This is a genomic window from Kitasatospora sp. NPDC056184 (assembly GCF_042268405.1).
Classification (GTDB): Bacteria; Actinomycetota; Actinomycetes; order Streptomycetales; family Streptomycetaceae; genus Kitasatospora.
The window spans coordinates 1-18,952 of the sequence record NZ_JBHJUI010000005.1 but is presented as its reverse complement, the minus strand read 5'-3'; the positions used below and the strand labels follow the sequence as shown (position 1 = coordinate 18,952).

Sequence of the window (18,952 nt, the reverse complement as noted above, 5' to 3'; positions counted from 1 at the left end):
AAGTGCGATGATCTCCTCGGCCGTCAACTACTGTGCGGCAACGTGGAGGACACGTGGGTGTAACGATCGCCGTTTCTTGCAGAAACTTGCTGCAAGGGGTTTCCGTCACTGTTGCCCCGCTGTTAACTTCCTTGCGAGCCCGGCGGCAGCAACGGTGCGGTCGGCGCGAGGCAAGGCAGCCATTATGCGCCTGTCTCCGAACAATTCGGGCACCCCCACCCTCCAAGGAGTTCAAATGCGGCGTGGCATCGCGGCCTCTGCCCTCGTTGTGGCCCTCGCGGTCTCGATGGCTGCCTGTGGCAGCAGCGGCTCCAGCTCGGACGGCAAGGCCGACGGGCCGGTCACCCTCACCTACTGGGACACCTCGAACGCCACCAACGAGGCGCCGAACTACCAGGAGCTCGTCAAGAAGTTCGAGGCCGCCAACCCGGGCGTCAAGGTCGACTTCGTCAACGTGCCGTTCGACCAGGCGCAGAACAAGCTCCAGACCGCGATGGGTGCCAAGGGCGCGCCGGACGTGTTCCGCTCCGAGGTCGGCTGGACCGCCGCCTTCGCCAAGGCCGGCTACCTGTCGCCGCTGGACGGCACCCCGGCCGCCGCCGACTCCGCCAAGTTCCAGCCCAGCCTGATCCAGCAGGCCACCTACGAGGGCAAGCTCTACGGCGTGCCGCTGGTGACCGACACCCTCGGCCTGCTCTACAACAAGGAGCTCTTCGCCAAGGCCGGCATCACCGCCGCCCCCACCACCTGGGACGAGCTGAAGACCGCCGCCGCCGCGGTCAAGGAGAAGGCCGGCGTCGACGGCTTCTGGCTGAAGGCCGCCGACGGCTACTACGCGATGCCGTTCCTGTTCGGCGAGGGCACCGACACGGTCGACGCCAAGGGCAAGAAGATCACCGTCGCCGGCCCGGAGGCCGTCAAGGCCGTCGAGACCTACAAGTCCCTGTTCACCGCGCCCGGCACCGCCAAGGCCGACGTCACCACCGACGCCTACGCGCACATGATGGACGCCTTCAACAGCGGCAAGGTCGCGGCGATCGTCCAGGGCCCCTGGGAGATCACCAACATCTACAAGGGCTCCGCCTTCGCCGACAAGGCCAACCTGGGCATCGCGCCCGTCCCGGGCGGCTCCGCGGGCAAGGGCGGCGCCCCGACCGGCGGCCACAACATCTCCGTCTACGCCGGTGCCGACAAGGCCCACAAGGCCGCCGCCGAGAAGTTCGCCGCCTTCATGACCTCGGCCGAGAGCCAGGCCTTCATCGCGCAGAAGAACTCCACCCTGCCGACCCGCGAGGACGCCTTCACCCCCGAGGTCAAGGCCGACCCCGGCATCGCCGGCTTCCAGGCCGTGCTGTCGAGCGCCAAGCCGCGCCCCGAACTGCCGGAGTACAGCTCGCTGTTCGCGTCGCTGGGCACCAACCTCGGCAAGATCGTCCAGGGCACCGCGACCCAGGACGGCCTGAACACCGTCGCCACCGACTACGCCAAGCTCCTCCCGGGCTTCGCCAAGTAGTCCCTTCCCGCAGCCGTCCGGCCCGCCGTTCCCCCGGCGGGCCGGGCGGCCGGACCCGTAGCAGCAGTCGCCGAAGCGAGGCGGCGGACCTCCCCCGAGAAGGTGTCGAACAATGTCAGTCGCCGTGCAGGGCGCCACCGGCCAGGGCAGCCGGCAGCGCGATCCGCGTCCGGGCCTGATGGAGCGCGTCAAGCGCTCGTACGCCAAGCACTGGTACGCCTACGCGATGATCGCACCGGTCGTGCTGGTGCTCGGCGTCCTGGTGCTCTACCCGCTCGCCGAGGGCCTCTGGCTCACCCTCACCGACGCCAACAGCCTCAACGTCGCCCGCAAGATCGGCGCCAACGAGATCCCGGCCAGTTACACGTTCGTCGGCTTCGACAACTACGCCGACATCCTCTGGGGCCCCGGCTCGTACGACCGCTTCTGGTCGCACTTCGTCTGGACCATCGCCTGGACCGCCCTGTGCGTCGGCCTGCACTACACCATCGGCCTGGGCCTCGCCCTGCTGCTCAACCAGAAGCTGCGCGGCCGTGCCGTCTACCGGATGCTGCTCATCCTGCCCTGGGCCGTGCCGACCTTCGTCACCGTCTTCTCCTGGCGGCTGATGCTCGCCGACGGCGGCGCCGTCAACGGCCTGCTCTCCGCCCTGCACCTGCCCGAGCCCGGCTGGCTGGACGACCCCACCGCGCAGAAGGCCGCCGCCGTCCTGGTCAACACCTGGGTCGGGGTGCCGTTCATGATGATCTCGCTGCTCGGCGGCCTCCAGTCGATCCCCGCCGAGCTGTACGAGGCCGCCGAGATGGACGGCGCCACCGCCTGGCAGCGCTTCCGCCACGTCACCCTGCCCGGCCTGCGCACCGTCTCCTCGACCGTCGTGCTGCTCGGCATCATCTGGACGTTCAACCAGTTCGCCGTCATCTTCCTGCTGTTCGGCAACGGCGCCCCCGACGCCCAGCTGCTCGTCACCTGGGCCTACCGGCTCGGCTTCGGCCAGCAGCCCCGGGACTACGCGCAGTCCGCCGCCTACGGCGTCATCCTGCTCTCCATCCTGGTCGTCTTCACCGCCTTCTACCGCCGCTGGCTCGCCCGCAACGAGCGGGCGAACGGCTGACCCAGGCGAATCCAGCGACCACGAAGGAGGCACCCCGATGAGCACCACCACCGACCGACCCACCCCCCTCACCGCCCGGCCCGCGGCCCCCGCCGCCCGGCCCGCCAAGGCCCGCCCGCGCGGCGAGAACGGCCCGCTCGCCAGGGCCCTGATGCACGGCGCGCTGACCGTGGCCAGCCTGATCGCGCTGTTCCCGGTGGCGTGGATCCTCTACGTCTCGTTCGGTCCCGACAAGACCGACTACCTGCACCCCGGCGAGATCCTCGACAAGCTGACCCTGGCGAACTACCACACGGTGCTGTTCGACACCGACTTCTTCCAGTGGTTCGGCAACGCCTTCCTGGTCTCCGGCGTCACCACCGTGTTCGGCGTGCTGATCGCCGCCTCCACCGGCTACGCCGTCTCCCGGATGCGCTTCCCCGGCCACCGGCCGCTGATGTGGTCGCTGCTGGTCACCCAGATGTTCCCGATCGCGGTGCTGATCGTGCCGATGTACACGATCCTGTCCGAGCTCGACCTGCTGGACAGCTACGCCGGCCTGATCCTGGTCTACTCGACCACCACCGTGCCGTACTGCGCCTGGCTGATGAAGGGCTACTTCGACACCATCCCGGTGGAGATCGACGAGGCCGGCCGGGTCGACGGGCTCACCCCGTTCGGCACCTTCTGGCGGCTGGTGCTGCCGCTCGCCCGCCCGGGCCTGGCGGTCGCCGCGTTCTACTCCTTCCTCACCGCCTGGGCCGAGGTCGCCTTCGCCTCCACCTTCATGCTCAGCTCCGACAAGTACACCCTCGCCGTCGGGCTCCAGACCTTCGTCAGCGAGCACGACGCCCAGTGGAACCTGATGGCCGCGACCGCCGTGCTGATCGCGATCCCCTCCTCGGTCCTCTTCTACCTGGTGCAGCGCCACCTGGTGACCGGCCTGACCGCCGGCGCCTCGAAGTCCTGACCGACGTCCCCGCCGACGCCCCGACCGCTCCGCCCGCCCCACTTCCCAAGGGATACCGTCCATGACCCAGAACCTGGCCGACACCTCCCGGCCCGCCGCCGACGCCACCGCTCACGAGGCCGGTGCCGCCGCGGACAGAGGCTGGTGGCGGGACGCGGTCATCTACCAGGTGTACCCGCGCAGCTTCGCCGACTCCAACGGCGACGGCATGGGCGACCTGCCCGGCATCCGCAGCCGCCTGCCCTACCTGCGCGACCTCGGCGTGGACGCCGTCTGGCTCTCGCCGTTCTACGCCTCCCCGCAGGCCGACGCCGGCTACGACGTCGCCGACTACCGCGCCGTCGACCCGATGTTCGGCACCCTGCTGGACGCCGACGCGCTGATCCGGGACGCGCACCGGCTGGGCCTGCGGATCATCGTCGACCTCGTCCCCAACCACTCCTCCGACCAGCACGAGTGGTTCAAGCGCGCCCTGCGCGAGGGCCCCGCCTCCCCGCTGCGCGACCGCTACCACTTCCGCCCCGGCAAGGGCGCGAACGGCGAACTGCCGCCCAACGACTGGGAGTCCATCTTCGGCGGCCCGGCCTGGACCCGCACCGAGAACCCGGACGGCACCCCCGGCGACTGGTACCTGCACCTGTTCGCCCCCGAGCAGCCCGACTTCAACTGGGAGAACCGGGCGGTCGCCGACGAGTTCCGCTCCATCCTGCGGTTCTGGCTGGACATGGGCGTGGACGGCTTCCGCATCGACGTCGCCCACGGCCTGGTCAAGGCCCCCGGCCTGCCCGACCTCGGCGGCGCCGACCAGCTCAAGCTGCTCGGCAACGACGTCATGCCCTTCTTCGACCAGGACGGCGTGCACGCGATCTACCGCAGCTGGCGCAAGATCCTCGACGAGTACCCGGGACAGCGGATCGGCGTCGCCGAGGCCTGGACCCCGACCGTCCAGCGCACCGCCAACTACGTGCGCCCCGACGAGCTGCACCAGGCCTTCAACTTCCAGTACCTCGGCACCTCCTGGGACGCCGCCGAGCTGCGCGCCGTGATCGACCTCTCGCTCGACTCGATGCGACCGGTCGACGCCCCCACCACCTGGGTGCTCTCCAACCACGACGTCACCCGGCACGCCACCCGGTTCGCCAACCCGCCCGGCCTCGGCACCCAGATCCGCACCCCCGGCGACCGCCCGCTCGGCCTGCGCCGCGCCCGCGCCGCCACCCTGCTGATGCTCGCCCTGCCCGGCTCCGCCTACGTCTACCAGGGCGAGGAGCTCGGCCTGCCGGACGTCACCGACCTGCCCGACGAGGTCCGCCAGGACCCGTCGTTCTTCCGCCAGGCCGGCCAGGACGGCTACCGCGACGGCTGCCGCGTCCCGATCCCGTGGTCCGGCACCGAGGCCCCGTACGGCTTCGGCCCGGCCGCCGGCGGACCGTCCTGGCTGCCGCAGCCCGCCGAGTGGGCCGCGCTCAGCGTCGAGGTGCAGACCGGCGACCCGACCTCCACCCTGGAGCTGTACCGCTCGGCGCTGGCCCTGCGCAAGGCGCGGCCCGAACTCGGCGCCGGCACGGACGTCGAGTGGCTGGAGAGCCCCGAGGGCACCCTGGCGTTCCGCCGCGGCTCCTTCGTCTGCACCGTCAACACCACCGGCGCCCCGGTCCGGATACCGGCCCCCGGCCGGCCGCTGCTCACCTCGGCCGGCGCCGACCCGGCGGTGGCGGACGGCGAGGCGGTGCTCGCCCCCGACAGCACCGACTGGTGGGCGGTCTGACGTGGTTGCAATAGGCTCTGGGACCGTGACTACGGCGCGACTCTCAGACATCGCGGCGCAGGCGGGGGTCAGTGAAGCCACCGTCTCCCGCGTGCTCAACGGCAAGGCCAACGTCTCGGCCACCACCCGGCAGACCGTGCTGGCGGCCCTGGACGTGCTCGGCTACGAGCGGCCGACCCGGCTGCGCCGGCGCAGCGCCGGGCTGATCGGGCTGATCACCCCGGAGCTGAGCAACCCGATCTTCCCGGCGCTCGCCCAGGTGATCGAGCAGGTGCTGAGCCGGCACGGCTACACGCCGGTGCTCTGCACCCAGACCCCGGGCGGCTCCACCGAGGACGAACTGGTCGAGATGCTGGTCGACCGGGGCGTGGCGGGCATCGTCTTCGTCTCCGGCCTGCACGCCGACTCCACCGCCGACCACGACCGGTACGCCCGGCTGGCCGGGCGCGGGGTGCCGTTCGTGCTGATCAACGGCTACAGCGAGCGGATCGACGCGCCGTTCATCTCGCCGGACGACCGGGCGGCGATGTGGATGGCCGTCCAGCACCTCGCCGAACTCGGCCACGAGCGGATCGGCCTGGCCGTCGGCCAGAAGCGGTACGTGCCGGTGCTGCGCAAGATCGAGGGCTTCACCGCGGCCCTGCGGGAGGTGCTCGGGAGCACCCGGGAGGAGGCCGAGGCGCTGGTCCACCACACGCTGTTCAGCGTGGAGGGCGGGCACGCGGCGGCCGGGGCGCTGCTCGACAAGGGCTGCACGGCGATCGTCTGCGGCAGCGACATGATGGCGCTCGGGGCGATCCGGGCGGTCCGCCAACGGGGCCTGTCGGTGCCGCAGGACGTCTCGGTGGTCGGCTTCGACGACTCGCCGCTGATCGCCTTCACCGAGCCGCCGCTGACCACCGTCCGCCAGCCGGTGGAGGCGATGGCGACCGCGGCGGTGGACGCGCTGCTGGAGGAGGTCGGCGGGAACGCCGCGCAGCGCGGGGAGTTCATGTTCCAGCCGGAGCTGGTGATGCGCGGCTCGACCGGCGCCCGCGCGCGCTGAGCGGAACGAGGAGGCCCGGGAGCACACCGCTCCCGGGCCTCCTCGGCGTTCCCGGGCTCAGCCCTCCTGGGCGGTCGGGCGGTCCTGGGCGACCCGGTGGCCGTCGGCGGAGTCGCCGGTGCGGCTCTCGGTGCGCCGGCCCCGCTCCAGGTAGTCGCGAAGGATCAGTTCGACGGCGTCCTGCGGGCTCTTGGTGCCGGACAGCATCATCGCGTCGATCGCGAGGTTGGCGTCGAGCGAGACGGTGACCTGGGCCATGGTGACTCCTCCTCGGGGGCAGGGCAGCAGCATGCCCGCTGCGGCCCCGGTTTGACCACGGCCGCCCGGTGGCCCGGACCCGCCGCGACGACCGGCGCGCGGCCGCCGCGGCGGGTCCGGGCAGGCCGAAGCCCCCGGGGAGGAGCGACCCGACTCTCCCCGGGGGCTTCGGCGCGACGGGATCAGACCCGGCCGGCGAAGTCCGGGGCCCAGTTGGCGACCGTCTGGAGGCGCACGCCCGAGCTCGGGTTGGCGGCCTCGACGTACTTGCCGTCGCCGATGTAGAGCGCGACGTGGTAGACGCCGGAGTCCTTGCCGTTGTTGGACCAGAACAGCAGGTCGCCCGCCTTGAGGGCGTCCAGCGAGACGTGGGTGGACGCGGCGGCCTGGTCGGCGGCGATGCGCGGGACGGAGACGCCCGCGGCGCGCAGCGCGGCCTGGGTCAGGCCGGAGCAGTCCCAGCCGCCGTTGCCGGTGCCGCCGTAGACGTAGGCCTGGCCGACCTTCGACTGGGCGAAGGAGACGGCGGCGGCCATGCTGCCGGTGGCGGTCGGGGCGGTGGCCGGGGTCTCGGCCTGTGCGGCGGGCTTGCTCGCTGGCTTGGCGGCCGGCGCCTGGGCCTGGGGCCGGGACGGGGTGGCCGGGGCCTGGGTGCCGCCCTGCGAGCCGCCCTGGGCGCGGTTGAACCAGTCGAAGCCCTGGCGCTCACCGAGGGTCAGGTGCTGGCCCGGGTAGATGGTGTGCGGGCCGTCGGCCAGGGTGGCGCGGTTGAGCTCGTACAGGCGCTGCCAGCCGCCCTGGACCTGGTGCTCGTCGGCGATGCTGGACAGCCAGTCGCCGGCGACCACGGTGTAGTCCTCGGCGGCCTGTCGGCCGCTCTGGGGCTGCTGCGGGGCGGCGGCGGTGCCGGAGGCGGCCGGGGCCTGGGTCTGCGGCTCGGCGGCGGGCTTGGCGGCGGGGGCCTGGGTCTGCGGCTTGGCGGCGGGCTTGGCGGCCGGGGTCTGGGCCGGGGCCGGGGTCTGCGCGGCCGGCTTGGCGGCGGCGGAGGTGTCCACCGCGGCCGGGGTGCCGCCCTTGGTCAGACCGGCCTGGACCGAGCAGACCGGCCAGGCGCCGGGGCCCTGGACGGCCAGGACCTTCTCGGCGGTCGCGATCTGCTGGTCCTTGGTGGCGAGGTCGGCGCGCGCGGCGAACGCGGTGCCGCCGAACGCGGACCAGGTGGAGTTGGTGAACTGGAGGCCGCCGTAGAAGCCGTTGCCGGTGTTGATGCTCCAGTTGCCGCCGCTCTCGCACTGGGCCACCTTGTCCCAGGTGGCGACGGAGGCGGCGGAAGCGGTGCCGGTGGTCAGGCAGGGGATGGTGAGGCCGATGCCCGCGACGCCGAGGGTGGCGATCGCGCGACGGGTACGGCCGGACAGTCGGGTGCCGTTGGTGGGCAGCATGAAGACGCGGTCCTCTCCCACGCCTGCGAGGTGAGCTGTCGGATTCGGGCTGGAGTTGCCCGGCCGCGCTGTGGACGCGGCTTCACCCCTAGCCCGGGGCCGGTCCGTGGACCGGTCCTGGGCGAACTACCTGTGGTTCCCCCGCTCCTGCCGTGATGCATTGCGCTGCCAGCACGGCCGACGGCAGGACTCGGCGAAGCGGACGTGCTGGGTTCGTGTGGTCACGAACGGGGAGCACGTTAAGCAGAGGCGCGTTCAAACCGCAAACATGTGTGACGCTCGTCACGGTTTGCGAAATCCATGCTGAGCGGCTGTCCTTCATGATCAGAAATGACCGATTTCCCGCAACGCCGGTCGCCGTCAACGCAACTGCCTATGCTTCAGAGCGTCGGCAGGACGCCGGCGCGCCGCAGCCGTCCGGGGAGAGGGCTACGCACCGATGGGCATCGACGAGGAGCCGGACGCCATCCGTCCGGCCGCCCGGCCGGCCGGAGCACATCGCCGGGCAAAGCACCGCAGAGCGGACATCCCACCCGAACCATCCCGAACTCACTTGACCCGCCGGGCACTCCTGCGCTGGCTCGCCGTCGGCACCGCCTTCGCGGCGATCAGCGGCGAGGAGATCCTGCGCCGCTCGCTGACCGGCGAGACCCACCTGGTCACCCCGGCCGCCGTCATCGGGACGACCCCGACCGAGGCCGTCGGCCCGGAGGGCCCCGACGGCGGCCACGGCGGCGCCCCGCCGGAGGGCACCGGCGCCCCGGAACAGCCCGCCCCCGCGCCCACCGTCGACCAGGGCGGCCGCCGCTGGTCCGACCGGGCCGGCTGGGGCGGCAGCCCGCCGGGGCCGCGCAGCGCCGTGCGGATCACCGACCGGGTCCTGCTCGACACCGACGCCGAGGTCGGCTCCCTGCTGGTCGAGCCGTCCGGCGCGCTCACCTTCGCCGCCGACCGCACCGTCACCCTCGCCGCCGCCGGCAACGTCGAGGTCCGCGGCGCCCTCGCGCTCGCCCCCGACGGCGGCCGCGTCCACACCCTGCGCTTCCCCGGCGTCGACGAGAAGCGCTTCCAGGGCGACGGCATGAAGGTGGTCGACACCGACGTCGGCCTCTGGGTCACCGGCGCCGGCTACCTGCGGCTGGACGGCGCGGCCAAGACGGCCTGGGTCCGCGCCGAGGGCGAGCTCAAGGCCGGCGACACCGTCGTCGACCTGGCCGCCCCGCCCGCCGGCTGGCTGCCCGGCGACGAACTCGCCGTCACCCCGACCGGCCCGCCCGACCAGGAGGGCTTCGCCGCCCGCTACGACCTCGTCACCATCCGGTCCGTCAGCGGAGCCGCCGTCACCCTGGAGGCCCCGCTGCGGTACGCCCACCCCCGGGTCGCCGCCGGAGGGGGCGTCACCGTCGGCGCCGAGGTGCTCAACCTGACCCGCAGCGTCCGGGTCGAGGGCAGCGCCGAGGGCCGCACCCACGTCCACCTCACCAGCTCCCGGCGCGCCGACGTCCGGCACACCGCGCTGCGCTGGGTCGGCCCGCGCGCCGACACCAAGGAGACCTGGAAGGGCCCGGACGGCGCCGCCCCGGTGACCGCGCCGGTGCTCGGCCGCTACGGGCTGCACTTCCACCGGCTCGGCGACGCCACCCGCGGCACCGTCGTCGAGGGGGTGGTGGTCCGCGACGCCGGCAGCCACGCGTACGTCCCGCACGCCAGCCACGGCATCACCTTCCGCAGCTGCATCAGCCACGAGACCTGGGAGGACGCCTACTGGTGGGACGGGCCGCTGGACACCCGCACCCCCCAGCAGCCCTCCGACGACATCGTCTACGAGTCCTGCGTGGCCTCCCGCACCCTGCTCGAACCCAACCCCCGCGCCTACCGGCTGACGGGCTTCAACCTCGGCGCCGGCACCGGCGGCAAGGCGCTGGACTGCGTGGCGGTCGGCGTGCAGGGGGCCAACGGCGCCTCCGGCTTCGAGTGGCCGGAGAACAGCGAGGGCGTCTGGACCTTCCAGCGCTGCCTGGCCCACAACAACCTGCAGGACGGCATCTTCGTCTGGCTCAACGCCAAGCAGCACCACGTGGTCACCGAGTTCGCCGCCTACCACAACGGCGGCTGGGGCATCGAGCACGGCGCCTACCTCAACGACTTCGACTACTCCGCGAGCGTGCTGTACGGCAACGCGGGCGGGGGAGTGGCGCTGCACTCGCTGGGCCGGGACAAGGGGACCGTCTTCGACGGACTGCTGATCGACGCGGCCGGGCGCAGCGACTTCGCGGTCTCCACCGCCCGGCACGAACTCGCGGGGGAGTCCGTCACCTTCGGCCGCTGCCGCTTCACCGGCTACCGCCGGGCCGGGATCGCGTTCCGCGCCGGGGCCGACGGCAAGCCGGACGACGTGCTGGTGCTGGACTGCGAGTTCGGCGGCAACGAGCTGTGGCTGGACCCGGAGGCCGGTCCGCCCAAGAGCATCCTGCTGCGCCGGGCCGGGTCCACCGAGGTGCTCCAGGTGCGCCGGGCGGGGGAGGAGGGCACCGCCCAGCCGCAGTGGAACGCCGCCGCGGCCCCGGTGGCCACCCTGGCCGGCCAGTCGCGGCCGGTGCGGGTGCCCGTGCTGAAGCTGAAGGACGCCGCGGCGGCCACCACCCGGGTGGGTCGGTAGGCGGCACGCGCGGGGCCCGGAACGGTGCGTCCGTTCCGGGCCCCGCGCGTGTCCGGGATGCTACTGGGCGGCGTGCCGCCCGACGGCGCGCGGGCCGTCCTGCTCCTCGGCGTCGGCCTCGTCGGCCGCGGCCCCGGGGTCGACGGCCGGCAGCGCGGCCAGGTAGGTGGAGGCGACCAGCTGGCCCACCGCCTGGTAGGCGCCCAGCGGTGCGGCCGACGGGCAACCGGACTCCTCGGCGGCCGCGGCGAGCAGCTCGGCGTCCGCCTCCGGCCCGATCACCAGCGGGGCGAGCGCCGGGTTCTGGGCGCCCATCTCCTTGAGGTGGGCGACGGCGTCGGCGACCGAGCCGGGCACGTCCAACGCGGCGGCGACGACCGGCACGGCGAGCCGGGCGGCCAGCAGCATGCCGGTGATGCCCGCGGCGTCGGCCGCGGCCCGGCCGCCGGCGGTGGTGAGCACCACGCCGTCGGCGGCGGTCGCGATGGCGAACAGCCGGGCCCGGTCGGCGCGGGCCAGCCCGGCCTCGGAGAGGCGGACGTGGACGCCCTCGGCGAGCAGCGGGTGCGGGCCCAGCGCGTCGGTGACGTGGGCGCCGTACTGGGCGGCGAGCGCGTGCAGTTCGGGGAGGAAGTCGTGCGGGCCGGGCACCAGCGGCACCACGACCGGCACCGGCAGGCCGGCCTCGGCCGCCTCGGCCAGCAGTTCGGCGACGGTGCGCCCGCCGTCCGCCTCGCCGGCGGCGTCACCGGAGGGCAGGTAGCCGGCGGCGGTCCGCACGCCGTTCTGCTCGCTGCGGACGATGGACAGCAGCTCCTCGACGACGGGCCGGGATTCCGGTCCGTCGGCCGCGGGGACGGCGAGCAGCAGGGCCGGGGAACCGGCCGGGATCTCGGGGCGCTCGGGACGGCGGTGGCGCCCCCGCGCACGGGAGCCTGGAGTGCGGACGGGCAGTGGCGCGCCCGGGATGGCTGCGGTGCTCATGGCGGAGATCGTAGGACATCGGTCCGCCCGGTCCGCAGTCGGCTGCCGAACCGGGCGGGACGACCGCCGCGAAAAGCGGACATAACCGGCCCCCGGGCGGCAGTTCTCCCGGTACCCGGTCAGATGCGCCGGAACGGGAACCGCGTTGCCGCCTCCGTGCGTGAGATGTCTCACAGCGCGCGGGCGGTCTGACGGAGGGTCACGGAAGGGCGACTCCCGGCGTTCGAAGATCAACAATCGGCGGGTGGTCGCCTACGGGCGGTCATCGACGGCCGGTCGATTCCATCGGCTATGTCCGTTTACGTACCGTCAGGCGGGTGCCTCGTGATGAGTTCCGGTTCGGTGTCGAAAAGGCCGTGCACCTGCAATGTCCCGTGCTGATGCACGTGCACTGGAGCTATCATCACGTCAAGTGAGGCGGTGTGCCGGGCCGGTACGGGGCCGGTCCGTCCGTTCGGCCGGTGCCGGGGCGCCGAGCTGAACGACCCACTCCGGAGCTCTTCGGGAGATTTCTATGCACGACACGCACGACACGTACGACCCGTACAACGGGATGGCCGCTACCGACCTTGAGGGCGTGGTCTGGCAGAAGAGCCTGCACAGCAACTCCCAGGGCAACTGCGTCGAGTTCGCCGCCCTCCCGGGTGGCGAGGTCGCGATGCGCAACTCGCGCTTCCCGGACGGTCCGGCCCTCATCTACACCCGGGCCGAGATCGCCGCACTGCTCCTGGGGGCGAAGGACGGGGAGTTCGACCACCTGGCGGTCTGACCGGCCGCCGGCTTCACCATCGGGGGGCCGTCGTGGGTGCTGACACCACGACGGCCTTTGTCTTTGTCCGGACGCCCGACCGGGGCCGCGCTGTCCGGGTTCTCCGGTCCGCGGGCACCGCCCCCGAACACGCCGGGAGCCCCTGAACGCGGCGGGAACGCCACGGCTCCCGCTCCGCCGCCGTGCCGAGCCGCCGCACGCGGATCGGAGGGGCGCCACCGCCGGGGGCTGCCGGTGCCCGCTGCCCGAGGGCCGCCGGTCGCCGCTGCCGGGGTGTCGTTCGCCGTGCTGTGGTGGTTCCTCGGGGACGTGCTGCCGGACGTGTGCCGTCCGTGCGCCGCCGCCCGTGCGTCGCTCGTTGTCCAGGGCCGGCCCGTTGTCCGCCCGTCAGCCGGTCAGGCCGAGCGCCGGTGCCGTCCGCCGAACTCGGCCACCGGGGCCGGAGCCGTCCGCTGTGCCTCCTCCGCCTCGAACAGCGCCCAGACGATCTTGCCGCCGCCCAGCGGGTGCCAGCCCCAGGAGCGGCTGAACGAGTCGACCAGGTGCAGGCCCCGGCCGGACTCCGCGACGAAGTCCGCCTCCCGGGCCACCGGGCCGATACTGCTGGGGTCGCTCACCGCGCAGACCACCTGGGGGGCGCGGTGCACGAGGCTTATTCGGATCGGCAGCCGGCTCTCCACCGCCGGTTGCACGGGAAAGTCGTAGTCGTCCGCCGCGGTGGGACACGCGCCGATCGCGTGCCGCAGCGCGTTGGTCACCAGCTCCGAGGCCACCAGCGCGACATCGTCGAAGAGCTCGCCCAGCCCCCACCGCTGCAGGGCGGTCCTGGCGAAGTCGCGCGCGGTTCTGACAGCCTCATAGCGGGGAGCGAGCGTACAGGTGACCACATGGGGGTCGACTGCCAAAGCCGTTCCGGTGCTCATGAAGAGCTCCTCCCATAAGGGGGCGGACACGGCTGGACCCGCCGGGGTCATGCCGGTCACCTCCGACTCGCTCGGCCGCGCGGCCGCCCCTCGACCCGACGGCGCGCGCGCACGAGGGCCCGGAGGCGCGGGGGCGCTGCCGGGCCGGTGCACGGAATCGCGCGTGGGGTCGACGCGGAGCCCGCGGGATTGCCAGGGATGTGCAGGTGCACGTGCACCATCGTGCTCTGCGCTCACTGCAGATGCAAGAGTCGATTCACGTGCAGTCGTTCAAATGGCATATGCAAGCGCCGGATGCACGTGCATCCTGGTGTGTGGAGTGCGGAACTGATAGGAACATCCGTCAGTATCGGCACCGTGAGCGCTCAACTGATGGCAGACTGTGCGCTGTTTGCCCTAGGTGGAGGTTAGGACCGCATGACCACAGTTCAGCCGGGCGGCGGCTCGATGGTCCGCCGGATCCTCCTCGGCTCCCAGCTGCGCCGGCTCCGCGAGACGCGCGGCATCACCCGCGAGGACGCGGGCTACGCGATTCGCGCCTCCGAGTCCAAGATCAGCCGCATGGAACTCGGCCGCGTCAGCTTCAAGGAACGAGACGTCGCCGACCTGCTCAGCCTCTACGGCGTGGACGACGGCCTCGAACGCGAGGCACTGCTCGGCCTGGTCCGCGAGGCGAACAAGTCGGGCTGGTGGCACAGCTTCAACGACGTCCTGCCGGGTTGGTTCCAGACCTATGTCGGCCTGGAGGAGGCCGCTGCCCTGATCCGTACCTACGAGGTCCAGTTCGTCCCCGGCCTGCTCCAGTCCGAGGAGTACGCACGGGCCGTTTTCGGCCAGAGTCGGCCGGTGATCAGCGAGGAGGAGGTGGAGCGCCGGGTCAGCCTGCGCATGCGCCGCCAGAAGCTGCTCACCGAGGGCAACAGCCCGCGGCTCTGGGCGGTCATCGACGAGGCCGCGCTGCGCCGGCCGGTCGGCGGGCCCAAGGTGATGCGCGGCCAGGTCCAGTACCTGATCGACGCGGCCGAGCAGGCCAACGTGGTCATCCAGGTCATGCCGTTCCGCTTCGGCGCGCACGCCGGTGAGTCCGGTGCGTTCACCATCCTGCGCTTCCCCGAGCAGGACCTCGCCGACGTGGTCTACCTGGAGCAGCTGACCAGCGCGCTGTACCTGGACAAGCGCGACGACGTCGACGCCTACATCCAGGTCATGGAGCGGCTCTGCGTGGACAGTCTCACGCCCGAGCGGACCATCGACCTGCTGGCCTCGATCCTGAAGGAACGCTGAGCGGGAGCCGGGAGGCCGCCGGGAGACCGGGAGGCGACCGGAGCACGACGCAGGAGCGGCCGCCGGCCGCCGCGGGTCAGCCGCGGGCCGGCGGCCGCTCCCGTTCCGGCGGGAGGGGCTGCGGCGGGCGGCCCAGCTGCCAGGGCAGGTCGTAGCGGCGGAACAGGTCGGCGCGGATCGGGGCCAGCGGAAGCTCGGCCCCGGGCAGCAGCACGCCTATGCAGCCGCCCATCAGCGCGCTGCGCAGCACCGCGTGCTCGGCCGCCGGGTCCGGCGCCCCCCAGTCGCGCAGCAGCCCCTGGAAGATGGAGCCGAGCCGCTGCTGCTCCGGGTCCTGGACGAAGGCGCCGGCGTCCGGGTCGAGGATCAGCGCGAGGTGCGAGCGCATCACCCGCGGGTGGTCCATGGCCAGGCCGAGCACCGCGTCGATGGCCCGGGCCAGCCGGGCCTCCGGGCCCGCGTCGGGGGCCAGCTCGTCGAGCGCGGCGGAGAGCGACTGGTGCATCATCCGGTGGGTCGCGGACTGCATCAGCAGCCGTTTGCCGTCGAAGTAGTAGGAGAGCAGCCCGCGCGCGAGTCCGGCCCGCTCGGCGATGTCGGTCAGCGTGGTGCCGGCGTATCCGTGCCGGTCGACCAGTTCGACGGTGGCCCTCATGATGCGTCGCCGGGAGCGCTGCCGCATCTCCTCATTGACCGAATCCCCGCGAGGTGCCATCGTGTCTGCTCCGTACGTTCGTTGGCTGGCGGCCAATATACTGGCCGGGCCGGCGACCGAACCGCGGCGGCCGGTCCTTGGCCGGGCGGCCCTGTTCGGTCCGTACGGAGGCGCCGGCCCTACCAACACGGGGGTTTGGTAGAGCCGGCGCCCGATCCGTCGGCGAGGGCCGGACTCCGGCGCCGGTCCCCTCGGTCGAAGGGCCCCTGCCGTCGTCCGGCGTTCGTGGATCAGTTCTTGCTGAGGACCTCGCCGCGCCGCTCAGCCAGGTCTTCCCGGCTTACTGACGGATAATCATAGTCCGGCACCCGCGCGGGAGTTGTCTTCTTCCGCCGGTCGAGCACGGCACCGGCCGCGGCGATCACCAGGCCGACCAGTGCGACCCCGGTGACGAAGAGCAGCGCGGGCCGGTAGCCGTCCAGCTGGGCCTGGGCGGTGGTGCCGCCGTCGGTGCCGGCGGTGATGATCGCGGTGGCCCCGGCCAGCACGACCGCGGTGCCCACCTGGATCGCGGTGTTCACCAGCCCCGAGGCGAGCCCCTGCTCGTCGTCGGCGACCCCGTCGGTGGCGGCGATGTTCACCGAGGGGAAGGCCAGCGCGAAGCCGATGCCGAGCAGCACGATCGACGGCAGCACCAGCACCGGGTAGGAGCCGTGCTCGTCCAGCCGCAGGAACAGCGCGAACGCGGCGGCCAGGGCGAGCAGGCCGATCGGCAGGAGCCGGCCGGTGCCGAAGCGGTCCACCACCGGCCCCATGAAGGGGGCCGAGAGGGCGACCATCGCGCCGGCCGGGAGCAGTCCGAGTGCCATCGTCAGCGCCGACCAGCCGAGCAGGTCCTGCAGGTAGAGCGTGACCACGAACTGGAAGCCGCCGTACGCGCCGGCCATCGCGAAGGCGATCACGTTGGCCCGGGCGACCCCGCCGTTGCGGAAGATGCCGAGCCGGACCAGCGGGTGCGCGGTGCGGCTCTCGACGATCAGGAAGGCGGCGACGAGCAGCACCACGACGGCGAGCGAGCCCAGGGTGCGGGCGCTGAGCCAGCCCGCGCCCTGGGCCTCGGTGGCGGTGAAGACCAGCAGCAGGACGGCGCCGGTGCCGGTGATGGCGCCGAGCACGTCGTAGCGGCCGTGCGCCTTCTCGTCGGCCGGGCGGGGGAGCAGCCGGACGGCGAAGACCAGCGCGATCAGCGCGATCGGGACCGGCACCAGGAAGGTCCAGCGCCAGCCGACCGAGGTGAGCAGCCCGCTGAGCACCAGGCCGAGCGAGAAGCCGCTGGCGCCGCAGGTGGTGTAGATCGACAGCGCCCGGTTGCGGGCCGGGCCCTCGGGGAACGTCGTGGTGATGATCGACAGGCCGGCCGGCGCGGTGAAGGCGGCCGCGACGCCCTTGAGGAAGCGGGTGACGATCAGCAGCCCGCCGTCGTCGACCAGGCCGCCGAGCAGGGAGGCGGCGGCGAAGACGGCGAGCGCGGTGAGGAAGACCCGGCGACGGCCGAGCAGGTCGGCGGCGCGGCCGCCGAGCAGCAGCAGGCCGCCGTAGCCGAGCACGTAGCCGGAGACCACCCACTGCAGGGTGGAGGTGGAGAGGTGCAGTTCGGAGCCGATGGAGGGGAGGGCGACGCCCACCATCGAGACGTCCAGGGTGTCCAGGAAGAGTGCGGCGCAGAGCACGATCAGGGTGCCCCAGAGACGGGGTGTCCAGTGGCCCCCGGCCGCTGACGGTGCGTCGGGTGTCGTGGCGGTCGCTGTGGTCATGGCGCAAGACACTACATGCACGTGCAACCAATGCAAGTGAATAAGATGTTAACGCATAAGTTGCTGTCGCCTGTGATACTGTGGCGCGGTGGCTGAACTCGACTCCCCGGCGGAGGCAGGTCTGGTCGCCCAGTGGCGCGACCTGCTGGCCCGGCATGCCCAGACCGCCTGCCTGCTCGATCGCGAGCTGGGCGAGAAGCACGGCCTGGGCATGAGCGAGTTCGAGGTGCTGGAGCGACTCGTCGAGGGCTGCGACGGCACCGGCGGCGGGCTGCGGGTCCAGGAGCTGGCCCCCACCGTGCACCTCAGCCAGAGTGCGCTGTCCCGGCTGATCGGCCGGCTGGAGAAGGCCGGACTGGTCACCCGCGCGATGTGCGCCGAGGACCGGCGCGGCATCAAGGTCGCGCTGACCGACGAGGGCCACCGCCGCTACGTCGAGGCGCGCCCGCTGCACCGCGAGGTGCTCTCGCTCACCCTGGCCGAGGATCCGGCGGGCGTCTGCGGGGCGATCGCGGACTGACCCCGCGCCGGCGCGCGGGCCGCTGCCGCGGTCGGCCGCTCAGCGCAGGGCGAGCAGGCCCGGAGCGGCGGCCAGGACGACGACCGCGGCGGGCGCCGCCAGGGCGGCCAGGGTCAGCCGCAGCCGGTTCGGCACGGACAGCCGCGGCCGCCCCGCCAGCAGCCGGTCCACCCGCTTCGGGGACTGCGCAAGACCGGGCGGGCAGGAGCCGAAGACCCCGCGCCCCAGATTGATCTCGGCCAGCGCCAGGGCCGTGGTGTGCCGCCCGTGCCGGCGCGCCGCCCGGTCGTCCGCCGCCAGCTCCACCAGCTCGCCCACCTGGTTCCGGAAGGCGCTGAACACCCCGACCCCGGGGAACCCGGAGGCGAGCGCCTGGGCGCCCTGCGCCAGCCAGTGGTGCCGGGCCCGGACGTGCCCGCGCTCGTGGCTGAGAACCGCCGCCAGCTCCCGGTCGGTCAGCTGACGCATCGCCCCGGTGGTCACCACCAGCCGGGAGTCGCTGCCCGGCAGCGACCAGGCCTCCGGGCGGACGTTCTCCAGCACCACCAGCCGCTCCCGGCGCGGCCGGGCGCCCTGACCCGAGGGCGGCTCGATCGACTCCGGCAACGGCGGTGACAGCTCGGCCAGTTGGGCGTGCCGACGGGCGCGCAGCGCCTTCGCCGTCCGGACCTCGCGGGTCAGCGCGACCAGCGTCTGCAGGCCGCCCGCCGCCAGCACGGCCGCGCAGAGCCGGCCCCAGCCCTCCGCGTTGTGCAGCCCGTACGCGGCCTCGACGCCGTTGGGCGCGCAGGAGAACAGCACTCCGCGCAGCGCGGGCAGGGCGGCCATCGCGGCGAGCACCAGGCTCAGCGCGCAGCACAGCAGCACGGCCACCACCAGGCACTGCCAGACCAGCAGCGCGAGCACCGGTTCGCGCTCCACCCAGCGCGCCCGGGTCAGCAACCGGGGAGCGGCGGTGGCGAGCAGCAGTCCGAGCAGCAGCAGGCCGAGCAGGGCCGTCATGGCATGGGCTCCCCGAGGACGCACGGAGCGCGACAGTGCGCTTCCCGCCAACTTATGCGCTGCCGGGGCGGCGCGGTACGACTTTCGGCCACCCGTGACCAACGCCACGACCGTGCTCCGGCGTGGCGGGTTCCGGCGGCCCCGTACGGCGGCTACGACGCTGTTGGCGAATTCGGGGTCGTGATCATTTTGCCCCGCCGAGCTAGTGCTCGGCGGGGCGAAGTGCTGCGAAGTGGGTGGTGCGGGTGCGGGC

Annotated in this window: 16 protein-coding genes and 1 riboswitch; of the genes, 9 read left to right on the top strand and 7 right to left on the bottom strand. The window is 72.9% G+C overall.

Annotated features, from left to right (window positions below; translation table 11 throughout):
- Nucleotides 1–235 precede the first annotated feature (235 nt).
- The 5 genes from ACFC0B_RS12045 to ACFC0B_RS12025 all read left to right on the top strand — a co-directional run bounded on the left by ACFC0B_RS12045 (nucleotide 236) and on the right by ACFC0B_RS12025 (nucleotide 6,389).
- Nucleotides 236–1,513: an extracellular solute-binding protein gene (locus tag ACFC0B_RS12045; protein ID WP_376085146.1), complete on the top strand. Its 1,278-nt coding sequence runs from the start codon at nucleotides 236–238 to the stop codon at nucleotides 1,511–1,513.
- A gap of 112 nt (nucleotides 1,514–1,625) precedes the next feature.
- Nucleotides 1,626–2,627, top strand: a complete 1,002-nt coding sequence (locus ACFC0B_RS12040; RefSeq protein ID WP_376085144.1) for a carbohydrate ABC transporter permease — start codon at nucleotides 1,626–1,628, stop codon at nucleotides 2,625–2,627.
- 37 nt (nucleotides 2,628–2,664) lie between these two features.
- Nucleotides 2,665–3,576, top strand: coding sequence for a sugar ABC transporter permease (locus tag ACFC0B_RS12035; protein ID WP_376085142.1), 912 nt, complete (start codon nucleotides 2,665–2,667; stop codon nucleotides 3,574–3,576).
- 61 nt (nucleotides 3,577–3,637) lie between these two features.
- Nucleotides 3,638–5,344, top strand: coding sequence for an alpha-amylase family glycosyl hydrolase (locus tag ACFC0B_RS12030; RefSeq protein ID WP_376085140.1), 1,707 nt, complete (start codon nucleotides 3,638–3,640; stop codon nucleotides 5,342–5,344).
- Nucleotides 5,345–5,369: 25 nt separating this feature from the next.
- Entirely contained in the window at nucleotides 5,370–6,389 is a 1,020-nt protein-coding gene (locus ACFC0B_RS12025; protein ID WP_376085138.1) for a LacI family DNA-binding transcriptional regulator, read from the top strand.
- Between the two features lie 57 nt (nucleotides 6,390–6,446).
- Here ACFC0B_RS12025 and ACFC0B_RS12020 read toward each other — a convergent pair whose 3' ends face one another.
- Nucleotides 6,447–6,647, bottom strand: a complete 201-nt coding sequence (locus ACFC0B_RS12020; protein WP_376085136.1) for a hypothetical protein — start codon at nucleotides 6,645–6,647, stop codon at nucleotides 6,447–6,449.
- Between the two features lie 182 nt (nucleotides 6,648–6,829).
- The gene (locus ACFC0B_RS12015; RefSeq protein ID WP_376085134.1) at nucleotides 6,830–8,110 is read right to left on the bottom strand and encodes a transglycosylase family protein; all 1,281 of its coding nucleotides are present in this window, start codon (nucleotides 8,108–8,110) and stop codon (nucleotides 6,830–6,832) included.
- A riboswitch (cyclic di-AMP (ydaO/yuaA leader) is annotated at nucleotides 8,097–8,295 on the bottom strand. Its footprint overlaps the gene before it by 14 nt.
- 347 nt (nucleotides 8,296–8,642) lie before the next feature.
- On the opposite strand from ACFC0B_RS12015, the gene ACFC0B_RS12010 reads away from it, so the two are divergent.
- Complete coding sequence (locus ACFC0B_RS12010) at nucleotides 8,643–10,748, top strand: hypothetical protein (RefSeq protein ID WP_376085132.1); 2,106 nt, start codon at nucleotides 8,643–8,645, stop codon at nucleotides 10,746–10,748.
- Nucleotides 10,749–10,808: 60 nt separating this feature from the next.
- Here the strand turns inward: ACFC0B_RS12010 and ACFC0B_RS12005 are convergent, their stop codons facing one another.
- On the bottom strand, nucleotides 10,809–11,732 hold the full coding sequence (locus ACFC0B_RS12005) for a hypothetical protein (RefSeq protein ID WP_376085131.1): 924 nt from the start codon (nucleotides 11,730–11,732) through the stop codon (nucleotides 10,809–10,811).
- A gap of 514 nt (nucleotides 11,733–12,246) precedes the next feature.
- On the opposite strand from ACFC0B_RS12005, the gene ACFC0B_RS12000 reads away from it, so the two are divergent.
- Nucleotides 12,247–12,501: a DUF397 domain-containing protein gene (locus ACFC0B_RS12000; RefSeq protein WP_376085129.1), complete on the top strand. Its 255-nt coding sequence runs from the start codon at nucleotides 12,247–12,249 to the stop codon at nucleotides 12,499–12,501.
- Between the two features lie 395 nt (nucleotides 12,502–12,896).
- On the opposite strand, the gene ACFC0B_RS11995 is transcribed toward ACFC0B_RS12000, so the two are convergent.
- Nucleotides 12,897–13,424, bottom strand: a complete 528-nt coding sequence (locus tag ACFC0B_RS11995) for an ATP-binding protein (protein WP_376085127.1) — start codon at nucleotides 13,422–13,424, stop codon at nucleotides 12,897–12,899.
- A gap of 417 nt (nucleotides 13,425–13,841) precedes the next feature.
- Here ACFC0B_RS11995 and ACFC0B_RS11990 point away from each other — a divergent pair, with 417 nt between their 5' ends.
- A complete protein-coding gene (locus tag ACFC0B_RS11990) occupies nucleotides 13,842–14,708 on the top strand; it encodes a helix-turn-helix transcriptional regulator (protein WP_350542546.1) in 867 nt (288 codons plus the stop codon).
- A 76-nt stretch (nucleotides 14,709–14,784) separates the two neighbouring features.
- Here ACFC0B_RS11990 and ACFC0B_RS11985 read toward each other — a convergent pair whose 3' ends face one another.
- Nucleotides 14,785–15,363, bottom strand: coding sequence for a TetR/AcrR family transcriptional regulator (locus tag ACFC0B_RS11985; RefSeq protein WP_376085125.1), 579 nt, complete (start codon nucleotides 15,361–15,363; stop codon nucleotides 14,785–14,787).
- Nucleotides 15,364–15,653: 290 nt separating this feature from the next.
- On the bottom strand, nucleotides 15,654–17,177 hold the full coding sequence (locus ACFC0B_RS11980) for an MFS transporter (RefSeq protein WP_376085123.1): 1,524 nt from the start codon (nucleotides 17,175–17,177) through the stop codon (nucleotides 15,654–15,656).
- An 88-nt stretch (nucleotides 17,178–17,265) separates the two neighbouring features.
- Between ACFC0B_RS11980 and ACFC0B_RS11975 the strand changes: the two genes are divergently transcribed.
- Nucleotides 17,266–17,697 carry a MarR family winged helix-turn-helix transcriptional regulator gene (locus ACFC0B_RS11975; protein WP_376085122.1) on the top strand — a complete coding sequence of 144 codons (432 nt, stop codon included), beginning with the start codon at nucleotides 17,266–17,268 and terminating at the stop codon, nucleotides 17,695–17,697.
- Between the two features lie 39 nt (nucleotides 17,698–17,736).
- On the opposite strand, the gene ACFC0B_RS11970 is transcribed toward ACFC0B_RS11975, so the two are convergent.
- Nucleotides 17,737–18,699 (bottom strand): M56 family metallopeptidase, encoded by a 963-nt coding sequence (locus ACFC0B_RS11970; protein WP_376085120.1) that lies wholly within the window; start codon nucleotides 18,697–18,699, stop codon nucleotides 17,737–17,739.
- Nucleotides 18,700–18,952 lie beyond the last annotated feature (253 nt).